Genomic DNA, 16,749 nt, shown 5'->3' on the forward strand with positions numbered 1-16,749 from the left:
CGTTACACACTTTCCTGGAATTGCTCTAGAGATGCGCCGGCCCGGCGGTCATCGACTGGACCATTCTGCGTGCCGCCACGGTCCATTGCATCGCCAACGGTGAGGCGCTACTGCCGTCACCGGAATTGAGCCGGTTAATCGATGAAGCTGGTCAGCTACAACATCCAGTACGGGTTCGGCAGCGACGGCCGCTATGACGTGGCGCGCGCGGCGCGCCTTGTCGATGGCGCCGACGTCATCGCCCTGCAGGAAGTCGAGCGGCACTGGCAGCGCAGCAATGGCGACGACCAGCCGGAGATGCTGTCGCGGCTGCTGCCTGATTATTACTGGGTCTATGGTCCGGCCTTCGATATGGACGCCAGCGAAAAGCGCGACGGCCGGGTCGTCAATCGCCGGCGGCAGTTCGGCACCATGGTGCTTTCGAAGCTGCCGATCGTCTGGTCGCGGCTGCACACGCTGCCGCTGCGGCGCACGCTGAGGCCGCTCAACACGCGCAACGCGGCGCTCGAGTGCATGATCCGCACGCCGGCGGGGCCGGTGCGGGTTTTCTCGCTGCATCTCGCCCATGTCGCGGCCGAGGAGCGGCTGGAGCAGATCGACTATCTGCTTGCCGAGCATCGCCGCGCGGCATCCGACGGCGGCCCCTGGAGTGGCGCCGACGACGAGCCGCAGCGCAACTGGAGCAACGGCGAGCCGGAGCCCGAAAGCCCGCTGGCGGCGATCTGGCTCGGCGATTTCAACATGGAGCCGGGCAGCGCCGAATACCGGCGCATTGTGGGCAGCGCGCCCTACCATCGGGGCGCCGCCTATATCGACGGATTCGTCGATGCCGCGGCCGTCGCCAGCGAGCCCGGGCCGGATTTCCATACGCATGAAAAGATCATCGAGGGCAGGCTGGCAAAACGACGGCTCGATCACTGCTTCGTCGGCGGCGCGCTGGCCGGACGGGTGCGTTCGGTGAGCGCCGACATCGGCGCGGTGGCTTCCGACCATTTCCCGTTGAGGGTCGATATCGATCTGGAAACGCCTGCTATCGCTTCAGGCCTGGCCGGCAGGTGAGGCCGGCATGACGCTCTTCGTCTTCCTCGCAGTGCTCTCGGCGGCTGCCATGCATGCGATCTGGAACGCGCTGGTCAAGGTGCATCTCGACCGCTTCCTGTCGATCACGCTGATGACGGTAGGCATGGGGTTCGCGGCGCTGCTGGTGCTGCCCTTCGTCGAGGTGCCGAAGGCCGAGGTCTGGCCGTTCATCCTCGCGTCGGTCTTCTTTCACATGGGCTATCGTACGTTCCTGATCGGCGCCTACAAGGCCGGCGATTTCGCCCAGACCTACCCGCTGGCGCGCGGCACGGCGCCGCTGCTGTCGGCGCTCGGCGGTATCGTTCTGGTTGGAGAGATGCCGCCACCGCTCGCCATCTTCGGCATCGTGCTTTTGTCGGCCGGCACGCTGGTCATGTCATTTCGCGGCGACGTGCATCTCGAACGGTTCAATCTTCGCGCGGTCGGCTTTGCCCTCGGCACTTCGGTCTTCATCGCCAGCTATACGCTCTCCGACGGCAGCGGCGCGCGGCTGGCCGTCAACGCAACCAGTTATGCCGCCTGGCTGTTCGTCTGCGATGCGACGTGGGCGCTGGTGCTGTGCATCGCCTTTCGCGGACCACAGTCGCTGCCCGTGCTGGCGCGCGACTGGAAGGCAGGGCTGTTCACCGGCGTGCTCAGCGGCGCCGCCTACTGGATCGTGATGTGGGCGATGACCAAGGCGCCGATCGCGTCGGTCGCGTCGCTGCGCGAGACCTCGATCCTGTTCGCCATGCTGATCTCGGTGCTGGCGCTGGGCGAGAAGATGACCGCTTGGCGCGCCACGGCCGCGCTCGGCATTGTCGCCGGCGTGGTCGCATTGCGCTTGGGGTAATTCTCGCCGTCAGCCGCGAATATCCAAATCGACCACCACGAGCCCGTCAGTGCCACCTTCGAGCGCGGCAACCAGGCGGGCGCCGGCGCGCTGATGCGCTTCATGCACCAGATAGGCGTCACGCGCGGCGGCATCGCGGAAATCGATGGTGAAGCCATGCGTGAGCCCGCGCGCGAAGGGCTCGGGGCTGACATTGGCGCTGAAATGAACCTTGCCCATGCCGTCGATGAGCGAACGCAGCGCTTCGAGATCGGCGTGGATTGCCGCGCGCTCGGCGGCGGGGACATCGTCGCGGAAGCGGACAAAGACGCAGTGGCGGATCATCGATGTTCCTTCAAGCCGCCTGGTTGCCCTTGAACACAGCCGGCGGCAGCGGCTCGCGGCCGAGGATCAGGTCGGCGCCCTTTTCGCCGACCATGATGGTCGGCGCGTTGGTGTTCGAGGACGGGACACGCGGCATCACCGAAGCGTCGCAGACGCGCAGGCCTTCTATGCCGCGCAGCCTGAGGTCCGGCGTCACCACGCTCATTGCGTCATGACCCATACGGCAGGTGCCGACCGGATGGTGGTCTGTCTTCGACGTGCGGCAGGCATAGTCGAAGAGATCGTCGTCGCTTTGCAGGGCCGGGCCGGGCAGAACCTCGCGCAGCACATAGGGCTGCAGCGCCTTCTGCCGCATGATCTCGCGCGCCAGGCGCAGGCCCTTGATCGACATGTCGCGATCATACGGGTCGGACCAGTAGTTCGGATCAATCCGCGGATGATCGGCCGGGTCGGCGCTTTTCAGCCGCACCGTGCCGCGCGAGCGCGGGCGCAGGAAGGCGGAGTTCAGCGTCACGCCCGGATTCTTCAGCTTCTCGACGCCGGCTTCGATGCCGGAGCCGAGGCCGAGATGGAACTGGATGTCCGGCGAGGCGGTCGTCGGGTCGGCGTACCAGAAGCCGCCGGTTTCGAACAGGCTGGAGGCGACCGGGCCCTTCTTCAAAAGCAGATATTGCAGGCCGGCCCACATGGTGCGGTGCAGCTTGGCGTAGTTGTCATAGGTGTGGTCGCCGGTGCATTCGGCAATGACGAACAGGTCGAGATGGTCCTGCATGTTGGAGCCGACCCCGGGCAGGTCGTGGACGGGCGTCACGCCGACAGACTTCAAATGGTCGGCCGGGCCGATGCCGGACTGCAGCAGAAGCTTCGGCGAGCCGATGGCGCCGGAGGAGACGATCACTTCACGTTCGGCGCGCAGGATCGTCATCTCGCCACCTGGTTTGTCGACGATCTCGACACCGATGGCGCGGCCCTTCTCGACGACGACGCGGGTGACCAGCACGTCGGTCCGGACCGTCAGGTTCTTGCGGTCGCGGATCGGCTTCAGATACGCGACCGACGCAGAGGAGCGCCGCGCATCCTTCTGGGTAAGCTGGTAGTAGCCGACACCCTCTTGGACAGCGCCGTTGAAGTCCGGATTGAAGGGGATGCCCATCTCCTGGCCGGCGCGGAAATAGGCCTCGCAGATCGGCAGCGGCGAGATCGGGTTGGAGACGCCGAGCGGGCCCTGGTCACCGTGGAAATCATTGGCGAAGCGCTGGTTGTTCTCGGCACGCTTGAAATAGGGCAGCACGTCGCGATAGCCCCAGCCGGCGAGACCCTCCTCCTTCTCCCAGGCGTCATAGTCGCGCGCATTGCCGCGGGTGTAAATCTGGGCGTTGATCGAGGAGCCGCCGCCGACCACCTTGGCCTGCGTGTACCAGAAGACGCGGTCCTTCATGTTCTTCTGCGGCACGGTCGACCAGCCCCAGGAAGCGATGCCCTTGGTCATCTTGGCGAAGCCCGCCGGCATGTGGATCAGCGGATGCCAGTCCTTGCCGCCGGCTTCGAGCAGCACGACGGAATTCGACGGATCCTCGCTCAGCCGGTTGGCGAGAACGCAGCCGGCCGGACCGGCGCCAACGATGATGTAGTCAGCCATGGTTCCACTCACTCACAAGCGGGGCACCGAAAGCGCGCCGTCGACATCGATGACCGATCCGGTCGAAAAGCCGAACTTGCCGGAGGCCAGCGCCGCCACCACCGCGCCGATATCGGCGGCTTCGCCCCAACGTTTGGCCGGCACCAGCCCGCCATCGATCAGCGCGTCATATTTGGCGGAAACGCCTGCCGTCATGTCGGTGCGGATGATGCCCGGCCGCACCTCGAACACGCCGATGCTTTCGGGAGCGAGCCGCAGCGCCAGATTCTTCACCCACATCGAAAGGCCGGCCTTGGAGATGCAATAGTCGGCGCGCTCCGGCGAGGCCATCGTCGCGCTGACCGAGGTGACGGTGATGATCGATCTGGCCGAAGCGGCGGGTGTTGCAAGCATCGCCTTGGCGACGGTCTGGCTGAGGAACACCGTGCCGCGCAGGTTGATATTCAGCGCGCGATCGAAGTTCTCCGGTTTCAACTCCAGAAGATCGCCTCGCACCACGGCGCCGACGCCGGCATTGTTGACCAGGCAGTCGATGCGGCCGAAGGCGTTGATTGTCGCATCGACAAGTTTCGAATGGCCAGCAAGATCGGCGATATCGCAGCGGGCATAGGCGAATTTCGCACCACGCGCCGCGATGTTCTGAGCAAGGCCCTTGGCGGGCTTCTCGGCAAGGTCGCCGACGAGGATATCGAAGCCGGCATCGGCCAGCGCCTCGGCGCAGGCCAGTCCGATGCCCCGCGCGCCGCCGGTGACGATGGCCGCCGGGCGGGTCATGACGCGAACTCCGTCTTGCGGATGTGGTCGGCGACGCGCAGCGCCTGCGCCGCGATCGACAGCGCCGGGTTGACCGCGGCCGACGTCGGCAGGAAGCCGGCATCGACAACGAGCAGGTTCCGGTGGTCGTAGGCGCGGCAGAACGGATCGAGCGGCGAGGTTGCCGGATCGTTGCCCATCCTCACGGTGCCGCACTGGTGCGAGGGCGTGCGCTTGTCGAACGGGCGTGACAGCACGATCGGATAGCCGCAGGCGCGGAAGTTCTCGCGCATCACCTTGGTCAGGTCTTCCAGCGACTGCATGTTGGAGCGCCGCCACTGCATGACGATCTCCTTGCCGTCGAGCATGATACGGCTTTCGGGGTCGGGCAGGTCCTCGCACATCAGGTACCAGTCGACGGCGTGGCCGGCCATGAAGTCGAGCGCGAATTTCGGCGCCAGCTTCACATTGGCCCTCAGCATGTTGCCGTCGATCTTGCCGAGCAGCTGCACGTTCCCGAGCGGCTTGCCGCCGTTGCCGTCCGACAGATAGTAGTCGTTGAGCATCAGCGTCTTCTGGTAGACGGCGTCGTTGCGGCGGCGCGGATCGATCGCCAGCATCGCGCTCGAATTGTGGTTCATGAAATTGCGGCCGACCTGGTCGGAGCTGTTGGCGAGGCCCTTGCCGCCTGCCTTGCCATTGCAGGCAGAAGGCGAGCGCAGCAGGATGACGGCGGAGTTGACCGCGCCGGCCGAAAGGATGACCAGCTTCGGCGACAGCGTCTTTTGCTCGCCGTTCTGGGTGTAGTGAATGGCGGCGATCGATCTTCCGTCCGGCGAGGCCTCGAGCCAGTCGACATGCGCGCCCGTCTGAAGCTTGATGTTCGCATCGCTGAGCGCCGCAGTCAGCGGCCCGGTCTGGGCGTCGACCTTGCCCAGGCCGGTATTCGGGAAAGCATCCCAACCTGTCTTGCCATCCTTCAGCCAGGCTTCGATGTCGACGCCTAGCGGCAGCGACGCCGGATGCAGGCCGAGGCTCTTCAATTCGGCACGGGCGCGAGCGATCGGCGGCTCGTCGGGCACCGGCTTGAACGCGTAGGGGATCGAGTGGTACGGCTCCGTCGGGTCTTCGCCGAGGCTGCCGCGCACGCGAAAAAGCTGCTCGGCCTTCGAATACCAGGGCTCGAACTCGTCATAGGAAAACGGCCAGGCCGGCGAGACGCCGCCGTAGTGTTCGAGCTCGGAGAAATCCTCGTTGCGGTAGCGGATCAGCACCGCGCCGAAGAACTTCGAATTGCCCCCGACATAGTAGTAGTTGCCAGGGTTGAAGGCCGGACCGCCGGCCTCGCGCCACATCTCCTTCGGCCGGTAATGCTCGTCGACGAAGATCGACCGCGTCGAGCGCGCATGCGGCGTCGCGGGCAGCGGCTCGCCGCGCTCCAGGATCAGGATCGAGGCGCCGCCGCCGGCCAAGCCGGAGGCGATCGTGGCGCCGCCGATGCCGGAGCCGATGATGACGATATCCGGATTTGCCATAGTCTAAGGATCTTTGTTTTGATGCATGTCGTTGCCCCAAAACCGGAGCCACTTTTGGGCGACATGCATCAGAGAATACGCTTCTCGGTCGCCGGATCGAAGAACACCGCCTTGCTGAGGTTGAAAGCCAGCGGCGTGCTGGTGCCGGGCTGAATCCTGGCGTCCGCCCGCAGCCGCGCCACCACGCCCTTGCCGCCGAGATTGGTGACGGCAAAGGTGTCCGATCCAGCCGGCTCGACCACTTCGATGTGGCAATCGGCGGTGGCGATCTCGGATCCGTTGCGCTCGGCGCCTTCCGGATCGGTCAGCGCTTCGGGCCGCACGCCGAAGATGACCGGCTTGTCTTTGAAGGCCGCAAGGCCGGCCGGAGCGCCGGGCAGCGACAGCGTGATCGGCTGGCGCGCCTCGCGGTCGAGCACGACGGAGAGTCCGCTGCCATTGGCGCCGATTTTGGCCGGGATGAGGTTCATCGCCGGCGAGCCCATGAAGTCGGCGACGAAGACGTTGGTCGGGTTGTTGTAGATCTCGGCCGGCGTGCCGAATTGCTGCACCTCGCCGTCGCGCATCACGGCGATCTTGGTCGCCAGCGTCATCGCCTCGATCTGGTCGTGGGTGACATAGACGATCGTCGTGCCGGTGGTCGCATGCAGGCGCTTGATCTCGATGCGCATGTCGACGCGCAGCTTGGCGTCGAGGTTGGAGAGCGGCTCGTCGAACAGGAACAGCTTCGGGTCGCGCACCAGCGCCCGGCCCATGGCAACGCGCTGGCGCTGGCCGCCGGAGAGCTGGCTGGGCTTGCGCTGCAACAGGTGGCCGATCTGCAGGGTTTTGGCCACCTTGTCGATTGCCTTCTGGCGCTCGTCGGCCGGCACGCCGCGCATCTCCATGCCGAAGGCGATGTTTCCGGCCACCGTCATGTTCGGGTAGAGCGCATAGCTCTGGAACACCATGGCGATGTCGCGCTTCGAGGGATGCAGGTCGTTGATCGCCTTGCCGTCGACCCGGATCTCGCCCTCGGTGATGTTCTCCAGGCCGGCGATGGTGTTGAGCAGCGTGGACTTGCCGCAGCCGGACGGGCCGACCAGCACGAGGAAGCCGCCCTTTTCGAGCTCGACGTCGATGCCCTTCAGGATCTCGACATTCCCGAAACGCTTCTTCAGTCCGTCAATTTCCAGAAAAGCCATGGTCGTTCCTTCAGAAAATATGATCAGCCCTTGACCGCGCCCGCCATCAGCCCGCGCACGAAATAGCGGCCGGCGACGACGTAGACGATCAGGGTGGGGAGCGCGGCGATCATCGCCGCGGCCATGTTGACGTTGTATTCGACGACACCGGTCGAGGTGTTGACGACATTATTCAGCGCCACCGTCATCGGCATTACGTCGCCGGTGCCGGCATAGGCGGAAGCGAACAGGAAGTCGTTCCAAATGTTGGTGAACTGGTAGATGACGGTGACGACGAAGATCGGCATCGAGTTCGGCAGCATGATGCGGCGGAAGATCTGGAAGAAGGAGGCGCCGTCGACCTGCGCCGCCTTCACCAGTTCGGTCGGGAAGGCCTCGTAGTAGTTGCGGAAGAACAGCGTGGTGAAGCCGAGGCCGTAGACCACGTGGACGAAGACGAGGTTCACCGTCGAGTTGCCGAGGCCGAAGTTGAACCCGGTCGCGTTCTGAAGCGTGACGCCGAAGCGGCCGATGCTGCCGAGGATCGTCGCCATCGGCAACAGCACCGACTGGAACGGGATGAAGCAGGCAAACAGCATCATGGCGAAGACCAGCGTGTGGCCGCGGAAGCGCCATTTGGTCAGCACGTAGCCGTTGAGCGCGCCGAGCAGCGTGGAGATCAGCACCGCCGGGACCACCATCTTGATGGAGTTCCAGAAGTAGCCCTTGATGCCGGCGCAGGTGAGGCCGACGCAGGTTTCGCCCCAGGCCTTGAACCACGGCGCGATGGTCGGCGCCTGCGGCAGCGCCAGCATGTTGCCGTTCTGGATCTCGTCCATGGTCTTGAACGAGGTGACCAGCATGACGAAGAGCGGCATCAGGTAGAACAGCGCGAACAGCGCCAGCAGCCCGTAGATGACGATGCGGTTGATCGTCCTGGCGCTGACGCCGCTCGAGGCCTGGCGGGCCGGTGAGGTGATGGCGCTCATCGCGGCTTCTCCCTGAGCTCGGAATAGAGGTAAGGCACGATGATCGCGGTCAGCGTCATCAGCATGATCACCGCGCTGGCGGAGCCGACCGCCATTTCGTTGCGCTTGAAAGTGAACTCATACATGAAGTTGGACGGCAGCCAGGCCGAGCCGCCCGGCCCGCCGCTGGTCAGCGCCACGACCAGGTCGTAGGACTTGATGGCGAGGTGCGCGAGCACGATGAAGGCCGAGAGGAATACCGGCCGCAAGAGCGGAATGACGATACGGCGGTAGAGCTGGAAGGTTGTCGCGCCGTCGATCTGCGCGGCCTTCATGATCTCGCCGTCGATGCCGCGCAGGCCGGCCAGGAACATCGCCATGATGAAGCCGGAGGCCTGCCAGACGCCGGCGATCACCACGGTGTAGATGACGAAATCCTTGTTCTTGATCCAGTCGAAATGGAAGCTCGTCCAGCCCCATTGGTGCAGCGTCTGCTCGAGGCCGAGGCCGGGATCGAGGAACCACTTCCAGGCGACGCCGGTGACAATGAAGGAAAGCGCCATCGGATAGAGGTAGATCGGCCTGAGCACGCCTTCGCCGCGGATCTTCTGGTCGAGCAGGATGGCCAGGAACAGGCCGAGCGCCAGGCAGATCAGGATATAGAGGAAGCCGAAAATGCCCATGTTGGTGATCGAGGTGTACCAGCTCGACGGCGGGTCGCTCTCGAAGGTCCAGCGCCACAGCCGCTGATAGGCGCGGGCGCCGGTGATGGCATAGGACGGGAAGGTCTTGGAGTTGGTGAACGACAGATAGATCGTCCACAGGATGAAGCCGTAGACGAAGACAATCGTCGCCGCGAAGCTCGGCGCCAGAACGATCTTCGGCAAAAGATCCTGCAATCGCGAGCGGACAGTCGCGCCGGGGCGGGCGTCGTGCTCCGGCGTCAGCTTCGCGGTGGTTTCGGCAACTGTGCTCATCGGCTCATCCAGTACCGGTTTGTCGCGGGACCGGCCGGCGCGAACTCACGCCAGCCTGAACAATCCTGGACCTTACTTCGATATGGCCTTCCCCGCCTGGAGCGGGGAAGGCTCAGTTCAGGGCGCGCCTTACTTGGCGTCGTCGATCGCCTTGACCAGTTCGGTCACGGCCTCGTCCGAGGTCTTGATCTGACCGTGGACGAACTTCGACACGACGTCCTTGTAGGCGTTGGCGACGGCGGGCGGAGCGCCATAGCCCTGCGCCAGCGAGCCGAACAGCGTGCCGCCTTCATTGGCCTTCTTCAGGTCGGCGATGCCCTTCTTGCCGCAAGCGTCGAAGTCGGTGTCAGGCACGTCGGTGCGCGCCGGGACCGAGCCCTTGACGACGTTGAAGGCCGACTGGAAGCTCTTCGACAAAGTGGCAGTGGCCAGAGCGACCTGGGCGGCCTTGCGGTCGTCCGGAACGTTGAACATGCCGAACATGTCGGAGTTGTAGACCACCGTGCCGTCGGTGCCCGGGAAGCGGTAGCACAGGAAGTCGGTGCCCGGAGTCTTGTTGGCGGCGTGGAACTCGCCCTTGGCCCAGTCGCCCATGACCTGAACCAGCGCATCGCCCTTGATGACCATGGCGGTGGCGAGGTTCCAGTCGCGGCCCGAGAAGTTCGGGTCGACATAGGTGACGAGCTTGGCGAGGTTATCGAACGACTTCTTCATCGTGTCGGACTTGAGCGACTCGTCATCGAGGTCGTTCATCGCCTTCTTGTAGAACTCCGGTCCACCGGTCGACAGCACGACGGAGTCGAACATGGTGGCTTCCTGCCAGTTCTGGCCGCCGAGCGCCAGCGGGATGACGCCAGCAGCCTTGGCCTTGTCGAGCAAGGCGATGAAGTCGTCGAAGGTCTTCGGCTCGGTGCCGCCGATCTTGTCCATCACCGCCTTGTTGATCCACAGCCAGTTGACGGAGTGGACGTTGACCGGAGCCGCGACCCACTTGCCGTCATAGACGGAGAATTTTTGCAGGGCGGCCGGAACCGACTTGTCCCAGCCTTCCTTCTTGGCGGTCTCGGTCAAGTCGCCCATGACGCCGGCGGCGGCATAGTCGAGCACGGTGTAGCCGAGCATCTGCGAGGCGGTCGGATAGTTGCCGGCCGCGACCATCGCCTTCAGCGCGGTCATGGCGGCGTCGCCGCCGCCGCCGGCCACCGGCACGTCCTTCCAGGCATAGCCTTCCTTGGCCAGATCCTGCTTCAGCACGTTCAGGGCGGCAGCTTCGCCGCCCGACGTCCACCAATGCAGCATCTGCACTTCCTTGACGTCCGCGGTATGCGCCGAGAACGCGAAGCTCGTCGCAAGAGCCGTTCCGATAAGCAGTTTGCGCAACATGTACTACCTCCCTTGTTGCATGCACATCACCGGCGGATGGCCGCCGGGGTCTCCCAACTCAGCCGACCCACCATCCGGTGCGCTGGCCGCGATGAAACTGGATAGTCTTTTCCTCGGTATAGTCCTCGACGGCGCGTTTGCCGAGTTCGCGCCCAACACCGGACTGCTTGTAGCCGCCAAAGGGCAGTTCGGGATAACCTTCCATGAACGTATTCACCCAAACCGTCCCCGAACGCACACTGCGCGCCACCGACATGCATGTGTCGATGCTGGCGCTCCACACACCCGCAGACAGACCATAGGGCGTGTTGTTGGCGATGTGCAATGCCTTCTCAATCGTTTCAAAAGTGAGCACGGAGAGCACCGGCCCGAACACTTCCTCGCGGGCGATGGCCATGTCCTCGGTGACGCCCCGCACGATGGTCGGATCGAGATACTGGCCGGCGTTGGAGGCGCGTTGCCCGCCGCCGCTATAGACGTTGCCGCCGTCGCTTTTCGCGGCAATAACATAGCTGGCTACCTTTGCCATGTGGTCGGCCGAGATCATGGCGCCGACCTTGGTGCGGTCGTCAAGCGGGTCGCCAACGCGAACCTTCTCGGCCAGCGCCTTGACCGCGCCGAGGAAGTCGTCGGCGATCGCCGCATGCACGATCAGCCGGCTGCCGGCATTGCAGCATTCGCCGGCGTTGAAGAAGCCGCCGAATACCGCGGCATCGGCGGCCGCTTCGAGGTCGGCGTCGGGGAAGACGATCTGGCCGTTCTTGCCGCCGAGTTCCATCGAAACCTTCTTCAAGGAATTTGAGGCGGCGGCCATGGTCATCTTGCCGACGCGGGTCGAGCCTGTGAAGGAAACCATCTCGACCAGCGGATGGCTGACCATCGGCGCGCCGACATCGGTGCCGAACCCGGCGAGAATGTTGACGACGCCGGCCGGCAGGCCGGCTTCCAGCAGGATGTCGCCAAGCACGAAGGTCGAGGCCGATGTCATCTCGCTCGGCTTCACGACGGCCGTGCAACCGGCGGCGAGCGCGAATGGCAGTTTCTGGCTGACGATCAGGAAGGGGAAATTCCACGGCGTGATGATCGAGACGACGCCGATCGGCTCGCGCAACACCACACCCAGCATGGCATCGCCGAGATTGGCGTAGCTTTCGCCGGAGAGCGTGCGGGCAAGCGAGGCGGCATAGCGCCAGATGTCGACGGCGCCGCCGATCTCGCCGCGCGCCTGGGCGATTGGCTTGCCGGATTCGAGCGCGTCGAGCCGGGCGATCTCCTCCAGCCGGGTTTCGATGAGGTCGGCCGCCTTGAGAAGCACGGTGGCGCGGTCGGATGCCTTCATGCGCGGCCAGGGGCCGGCCTCGAAGGCCTTGTGCGCGGCCTGCACCGCGGCTTCCACTTCCTCTGCACCCGCCTGGGCGTAGCGCGAAACGGCAAAACCGTGACCGGGGCTGCTGCGCTCGATGGTGCGGCCATCGCGGGCGTCGACGTGCTTGCCGTCGATCAAAAGCTTGTAGGCCTTCGGCGCCTGGGACGCCTCGGCCGGCATGGTGATGTTGAGGGGTGCGTTCATCGTGCTTCTCTATGATCTCGAAAAGGCCGGCTTCTGCTTGGCCTTGAAGGCGCCGACGCCGGCCTTCAGGTCGCCGGTCAGCGCGATGAAGCCGCTCGCCAGCGCTTCGGTGGCGGCCGCGCTTTCCTCGCCTTCGGCGACCGCGATCATCAGCTTCGCGGCCTCGGTCGCCAGCGGCCCGCGCTCGGCGATCTTTCCGCCCCAGGCCTTCGCCTCGTCGAGGGCCTTGCCGGTCTCAACGACGCGGTCGACGACGCCGAACGCAAGCGCGTCGGCCGCCAGAAGAAGCTCGCCGCCGATGGCCATACGGCGCACTGCCTGCGCGCCAAAGCGGCGCACGGCGCGCTGCGTGCCGGACCAGCCGGGCACGACGCCGATCGAGGTTTCAGGAAAGCCGAGCTTGATCTGGGTTTCGGCGACACGGAAGTCGCAGGCGGCGGCAAGTTCCAGCCCGCCGCCGAGAGCGTGGCCCGACAGCACGGCGATGGTCGGCTGCCTGAGCCGCGCCAGCCGGTCGAAGACACGATGGCCGTAGCGAACCCATTGCACCTGGAAATCGGCGGCGCTCAATTGTGCCCAGGCCTCGACATCGCCGCCGGCGCAAAAACCCTTGCCTTCGCCGCGGATCAACACGACTCGGACGTCATCCGCCGCCTCGGCCTCATCGAGCGCCGCTTCGAGCGCGCGCAGCATCGGGATGTCCAGCGCGTTGAATTTTTCCGGCCGGCGCAGCGTGACCACGCCGATGGCGCCGTCCTTTTCGAGGGTGACGAGACGTTCAGCCATGCGCGCCTCCGAGCGATGCGCCGCCGTTGAGCGACAGGCCGATCGGCCGGTCCCGATAGAGCGCATCCGGCGTCACCTTGAGGTCGTTGGCGACAGCGAGAGGGATATCGGCCTGCGCAAGCACATCGCGTTCGAGATCGATGCCGGGCGCAAGCTCCGCCACCATCAGCCCGTCCGGCGTCAGCCTCATCACGCAGCGTTCGGTGACGTAGGTGATGTCCTGGCCTTGCGCGACCGCGCGCTTGCCGGAGAAGGAGATGTGCTCGACCTCCTCGACGACCTTCTTGACCTTGCCTTCCTGGTCGATGCGAATGCCGCCATCTGCCAGCGAAAGCTTGGCGCCGGCGTTGAAAAAGCCGGAGAAGACGATCTTCTTAGCCCGCGCCGTGATGTCGACGAAGCCGCCGGCGCCGGCCGTCACATGCGGCCGCGCCGAAAGCTTCGAGACATTGACCGAGCCGTGACGGTCGATCTGCAGGAAGGACAGCAGCGAGGCGTCGAAGCCGCCGGCCTGGAAATAGATGAACTGGTGCGGCGAGGGCATGATCGCCTCGGCGTTGGAGGCGCAGCCGAACTTGAAGTCGAGCAGCGGCACGCCGCCGACGGCGCCCTGCTCGATCACCCAGGTGACCTTGCCGTGCTGGCCTTCCTCGAGAAGGATGCGCGGTACGTTGGCGGAGATGCCGAAGCCGATATTGACGGCCATGCCGTCGCGCAATTCCATGGCGACGCGGCGCGCGATCACCTTCTGGATGTTCATTTCCGGCGTGCGGAAGGTGGACAGCGGCCGGAAAATCTCGCCCGAGATCGCCGGGTCGTAAGGCGTCTGCGTGGTCTGCAGCTGGTCGGGCGCCACTACGATGTGGTCGACCAGCACGCCGGGCACGCGCACGTCATGCGGCTTCAGGGTACCGTTCTCGACGACACGCTTCACCTGGGCGATGACGATGCCGCCATTGTTGCGGGCCGCGAGCGCCTGTTCCAGCCCGCCGAGATAGGCGCCTTCATGCTCGTAGGTGAGGTTGCCGCGCTCGTCGGCGGAAGTGGCGCGGATGATGGAGATATTGGGGACGATGGCACGGAAATAGAGCCATTCCTCGCCGTCGAACTGCTGCACCGAAACGATCGGCTCGCTGGCGGCCGCATTCATGGCGCAGCCCTGGTGGCGCGGATCGGCAAAAGTGTCGAGGCCGACCTTGGTCAGCACGCCCGGCCGCTTGGCGGCGGCCTCGCGGTGCATGTCGAACAGGATGCCTGACGGTACATTGTAGGCGGCGACCGAGTTGTCGCCGATCATCTGCCAGATCCGCGGCGGCTCGGCGGAGGAGGGGCCGGAGGGGTAGGAGCCGCAGAGCGTGCGCTTGAGCAAGCCAGGCTTGGCCAGATGGTCGATGCCCTTGATGCCGTACATGTCGCCGGCCGCGATCGGGTGCAGCGTGGTGATCGCCTTCGGATGGCCCTCCGCGTCGAAGCGCTCGCCGATCGCGGCAAGCACGGCGTCGGGGCAGCCGAGGCCGCTCGACGACGACACCGAGACGACCATGCCGTCCTTGATCAGGCTGGCGGCATGAGCCGCCGAGACGAGCTTGCTCACGCGAGGCTCCCGAGTTGTGGATCGATGGTCACGGCCTTGCCGGTTCTCGAGGATTGCAGCGCGGCCTCGGCCGATGCCAGCGACCAGATGCCGTCCTCGCCGGTGGCGGAAGGCCGGCCCTCGCCGCGGGTCGCGGCATGGAACTGGCGCAGCGAGCGGGTATAGAGGTCCTCGCGGTCGAAGCTCAGCTCTTCCTCGCCGTTCGAGGTGCGCAGCAGCACCGAGCCGACCGGCTTCTGCGTCATCACATTGGTGGCGATCAGCGAGCCTTCCGACCCATGCACCTCGAAGCCGGTGCCGGCGAATTTCGTCGTGAAGCCCTCATGCGATTGCGCAATGACGCCCGACTTGAAGCGCCAGACGCACATGGCACCGTCCTCCAGGCCGCCGCCGGCCATGCCGGCCGACTGTGTGAAAGCGGAGATCTCGACCGGATCGTCGCCGAGTACGAAGCGCAGCGTGTCGGCGTCATGCACGGTGATGTCGAGTACCACGCCGCCGCCGGCCTCGGGCCTGGTGATGCGCCAGCCCTGCAGATTTTCCGGCAGGTAGACGGAATGGAAGACGCGCGCCGCGACCGGCTTGCCGATGCGGCCCGAGGCGATCGCCTCGCGCATCGCCCGGTGCGCGCCGGCGTTGCGCAGATGGTGGTTGGTGCCGAACACGATGCCGGCGGCTTTCGCGGCAACAACCATCCTGCGCGCATCGGCGCTGGTGAGCGCCAGCGGCTTTTCGCACAGCACATGCTTGCCGGCCTTGATGGCGGCAAGCCCCTGTTCGAGGTGCAATTCGTTGGTCGTCGAGATGTAGACGGCGTCGATATCCGAGCTAAGCAGCGCGTCCAGCGTCGAGACGGCGGCCGGAATGCCGTTTTCCCTGGCATAGGCTTCGGCGCGCTCGGGGCTCGAGCTCATCACGGCGGCGACCTCGCCGTCGCCTTGAGCGCGGATGGCATTGATCATGAACTGTCTGGCGATCGTGCTTGCGCCGATCAGGCCCCATCTCACGCTCATGGTGCGTCCCCCATTCCTGTGCCGCGCGTCTCGCGGCTCGGGCCGCAGCTTTCCCTGACGACGAGGCTGACCGCGCCGATATGGTCCTCGGCGCGCGTCGTGCGCGACTGGATCATCTTCAGCATCACATGAGCGGCGCGCTCGCCGAGACCCGCGGTGTCGACAGCGACGCTGGTCAGCGCCGGCATGTAATGCTCCGCCTCGGCCACGTCGTCGAAGCCCACCACGGCAAAGTCCGCTCCGGCCTCCAGGCCGCGTTTGCGCAGCGCGAGCATGACGCCGAAAGCGACGGCGTCGTTGAAGCAAAGGGCCGCCGTCGGCGGCTCGGCCGCTGCAAGGGCGGTCTCCAGGCAGGCAATGCCACCCTTGCGGCTGGTCTCTCCCTCGACGATCGTCCTGTCGACGATTGGGATGCCCAGCGTTTCGCAAGCCTCCAGAAAGCCACCCAGCCTCTGCTGATAAACCACGAGGTCGGACGAGCCGCCGAAGAAGGCCAGGCGGCGATGGCCCTTGCGGATCAGATGCTCGGTGGCGATGAAAGCGCCGCGATGATTGTCCGGCGCGATGACCGGAATGCGGCTCTCGGGCAGCCGGCGCATGGTGAAGGCGATCGGCACTCCTGCGGCCTCGATGCGGCGGAAGGCGCCGGGCGTGGTGCCGCGCGCCGGCGAGACGATCAGGCCGGCGACGCCTTGCTCCATCAGCGACTTCAGCACTTCCTCCTGACGTACGGGATTTTCCGCCGTGTTGGCGATGAAGGGCACGATGCCGGCCGCCTGGAAGACACGCTCCATGCCGACCGCCAACTCGGCGAAGAAGGGGTTGGTGAGATCGTTGATCACCATGCCGATGACGTTGGAATGCGCCTTGCGCAGATTGGCGGCGCCGCGGTTGTAGACATAGCCGACATCCTCGATCGCCTTGCGCACCTTGACCGCGGTCTCAGGCCGGATCAGCCCGCTGCCTTGCAGCACGAGCGATACCGTCGATTTGGACACGCCGGCCTCGCGGGCGATATCCAGGATCGTCGCCTTGGCCCGGCCGGCCATATCCGTGCTTTCCTCCGCATTGGCGTCAAAATCTATTGGAACGTTCTAAACTTCGCGCCCGGCCAGAGTCAATCGGGATTCGC

Annotated in this window: 15 protein-coding genes; 2 read left to right on the top strand and 13 right to left on the bottom strand. The window is 65.3% G+C overall.

Annotated features, from left to right (window positions below; all coding sequences use genetic code 11):
* The first annotated feature begins 141 nt into the window (after positions 1 to 141).
* Positions 142 to 1,059, top strand: coding sequence for an endonuclease/exonuclease/phosphatase family protein (locus tag EJ067_RS24405; protein ID WP_126087757.1), 918 nt, complete (start codon positions 142 to 144; stop codon positions 1,057 to 1,059).
* A gap of 7 nt (positions 1,060 to 1,066) precedes the next feature.
* A complete protein-coding gene (locus EJ067_RS24410) occupies positions 1,067 to 1,912 on the top strand; it encodes an EamA family transporter (RefSeq protein ID WP_126087758.1) in 846 nt (281 codons plus the stop codon).
* A 9-nt stretch (positions 1,913 to 1,921) separates the two neighbouring features.
* Here the strand turns inward: EJ067_RS24410 and EJ067_RS24415 are convergent, their stop codons facing one another.
* The 13 genes from EJ067_RS24415 to EJ067_RS24475 form a co-directional block, all read right to left on the bottom strand.
* On the bottom strand, positions 1,922 to 2,236 hold the full coding sequence (locus tag EJ067_RS24415) for a Dabb family protein (RefSeq protein ID WP_126087759.1): 315 nt from the start codon (positions 2,234 to 2,236) through the stop codon (positions 1,922 to 1,924).
* A 10-nt stretch (positions 2,237 to 2,246) separates the two neighbouring features.
* Complete coding sequence (locus EJ067_RS24420) at positions 2,247 to 3,875, bottom strand: GMC family oxidoreductase N-terminal domain-containing protein (protein WP_126087760.1); 1,629 nt, start codon at positions 3,873 to 3,875, stop codon at positions 2,247 to 2,249.
* A 12-nt stretch (positions 3,876 to 3,887) separates the two neighbouring features.
* Positions 3,888 to 4,649, bottom strand: coding sequence for a 3-ketoacyl-ACP reductase (locus EJ067_RS24425; protein ID WP_126087761.1), 762 nt, complete (start codon positions 4,647 to 4,649; stop codon positions 3,888 to 3,890).
* Positions 4,646 to 6,163, bottom strand: a complete 1,518-nt coding sequence (locus EJ067_RS24430; RefSeq protein ID WP_126087762.1) for a GMC family oxidoreductase — start codon at positions 6,161 to 6,163, stop codon at positions 4,646 to 4,648. The genes EJ067_RS24425 and EJ067_RS24430 overlap by 4 nt, the downstream gene beginning before the upstream one ends.
* Positions 6,164 to 6,231: 68 nt before the next feature.
* Positions 6,232 to 7,347 (bottom strand): ABC transporter ATP-binding protein, encoded by a 1,116-nt coding sequence (locus EJ067_RS24435; protein ID WP_126087763.1) that lies wholly within the window; start codon positions 7,345 to 7,347, stop codon positions 6,232 to 6,234.
* A gap of 23 nt (positions 7,348 to 7,370) precedes the next feature.
* Positions 7,371 to 8,315, bottom strand: coding sequence for a carbohydrate ABC transporter permease (locus EJ067_RS24440; protein ID WP_126087764.1), 945 nt, complete (start codon positions 8,313 to 8,315; stop codon positions 7,371 to 7,373).
* The gene (locus EJ067_RS24445) at positions 8,312 to 9,271 is read right to left on the bottom strand and encodes a sugar ABC transporter permease (RefSeq protein WP_126087765.1); all 960 of its coding nucleotides are present in this window, start codon (positions 9,269 to 9,271) and stop codon (positions 8,312 to 8,314) included. Before EJ067_RS24445 ends, EJ067_RS24440 begins: the two co-directional genes overlap by 4 nt.
* Positions 9,272 to 9,400: 129 nt before the next feature.
* Positions 9,401 to 10,654 carry an ABC transporter substrate-binding protein gene (locus EJ067_RS24450; protein WP_126087766.1) on the bottom strand — a complete coding sequence of 418 codons (1,254 nt, stop codon included), beginning with the start codon at positions 10,652 to 10,654 and terminating at the stop codon, positions 9,401 to 9,403.
* A gap of 58 nt (positions 10,655 to 10,712) precedes the next feature.
* Complete coding sequence (locus EJ067_RS24455) at positions 10,713 to 12,224, bottom strand: aldehyde dehydrogenase family protein (protein WP_126087767.1); 1,512 nt, start codon at positions 12,222 to 12,224, stop codon at positions 10,713 to 10,715.
* Positions 12,225 to 12,233: 9 nt separating this feature from the next.
* A complete protein-coding gene (locus EJ067_RS24460) occupies positions 12,234 to 13,010 on the bottom strand; it encodes an enoyl-CoA hydratase/isomerase family protein (protein WP_126087768.1) in 777 nt (258 codons plus the stop codon).
* On the bottom strand, positions 13,003 to 14,604 hold the full coding sequence (locus EJ067_RS24465) for an acyl CoA:acetate/3-ketoacid CoA transferase (RefSeq protein WP_126087769.1): 1,602 nt from the start codon (positions 14,602 to 14,604) through the stop codon (positions 13,003 to 13,005). Before EJ067_RS24465 ends, EJ067_RS24460 begins: the two co-directional genes overlap by 8 nt.
* On the bottom strand, positions 14,601 to 15,617 hold the full coding sequence (locus EJ067_RS24470; protein WP_126087770.1) for a Gfo/Idh/MocA family oxidoreductase: 1,017 nt from the start codon (positions 15,615 to 15,617) through the stop codon (positions 14,601 to 14,603). The genes EJ067_RS24465 and EJ067_RS24470 overlap by 4 nt, the downstream gene beginning before the upstream one ends.
* Positions 15,614 to 16,666, bottom strand: coding sequence for a LacI family DNA-binding transcriptional regulator (locus EJ067_RS24475; protein ID WP_126087771.1), 1,053 nt, complete (start codon positions 16,664 to 16,666; stop codon positions 15,614 to 15,616). The genes EJ067_RS24470 and EJ067_RS24475 overlap by 4 nt, the downstream gene beginning before the upstream one ends.
* Between the last annotated feature and the right edge of the window lie 83 nt (positions 16,667 to 16,749).

Source organism: Mesorhizobium sp. M1D.F.Ca.ET.043.01.1.1 (assembly GCF_003952385.1).
Lineage (GTDB): Bacteria > Pseudomonadota > Alphaproteobacteria > Rhizobiales > Rhizobiaceae > Mesorhizobium.

What these genes read in the sequence shown, in the direction of transcription:
- EJ067_RS24415 (WP_126087759.1), bottom strand. Translation starts at nt 2,236, where the DNA reads ATGATCCGCCACTGCGTCTTTGTCCGCTTCCGCGACGATGTCCCCGCC.
- EJ067_RS24475 (WP_126087771.1), bottom strand. Translation starts at nt 16,666, where the DNA reads ATGGCCGGCCGGGCCAAGGCGACGATCCTGGATATCGCCCGCGAGGCC.
- EJ067_RS24410 (WP_126087758.1), top strand. Translation starts at nt 1,067, where the DNA reads ATGACGCTCTTCGTCTTCCTCGCAGTGCTCTCGGCGGCTGCCATGCAT.
- EJ067_RS24440 (WP_126087764.1), bottom strand. Translation starts at nt 8,315, where the DNA reads ATGAGCGCCATCACCTCACCGGCCCGCCAGGCCTCGAGCGGCGTCAGC.
- EJ067_RS24450 (WP_126087766.1), bottom strand. Translation starts at nt 10,654, where the DNA reads ATGTTGCGCAAACTGCTTATCGGAACGGCTCTTGCGACGAGCTTCGCG.
- EJ067_RS24425 (WP_126087761.1), bottom strand. Translation starts at nt 4,649, where the DNA reads ATGACCCGCCCGGCGGCCATCGTCACCGGCGGCGCGCGGGGCATCGGA.
- EJ067_RS24430 (WP_126087762.1), bottom strand. Translation starts at nt 6,163, where the DNA reads ATGGCAAATCCGGATATCGTCATCATCGGCTCCGGCATCGGCGGCGCC.
- EJ067_RS24435 (WP_126087763.1), bottom strand. Translation starts at nt 7,347, where the DNA reads ATGGCTTTTCTGGAAATTGACGGACTGAAGAAGCGTTTCGGGAATGTC.
- EJ067_RS24405 (WP_126087757.1), top strand. Translation starts at nt 142, where the DNA reads ATGAAGCTGGTCAGCTACAACATCCAGTACGGGTTCGGCAGCGACGGC.
- EJ067_RS24460 (WP_126087768.1), bottom strand. Translation starts at nt 13,010, where the DNA reads ATGGCTGAACGTCTCGTCACCCTCGAAAAGGACGGCGCCATCGGCGTG.
- EJ067_RS24470 (WP_126087770.1), bottom strand. Translation starts at nt 15,617, where the DNA reads ATGAGCGTGAGATGGGGCCTGATCGGCGCAAGCACGATCGCCAGACAG.
- EJ067_RS24420 (WP_126087760.1), bottom strand. Translation starts at nt 3,875, where the DNA reads ATGGCTGACTACATCATCGTTGGCGCCGGTCCGGCCGGCTGCGTTCTC.
- EJ067_RS24445 (WP_126087765.1), bottom strand. Translation starts at nt 9,271, where the DNA reads ATGAGCACAGTTGCCGAAACCACCGCGAAGCTGACGCCGGAGCACGAC.
- EJ067_RS24455 (WP_126087767.1), bottom strand. Translation starts at nt 12,224, where the DNA reads ATGAACGCACCCCTCAACATCACCATGCCGGCCGAGGCGTCCCAGGCG.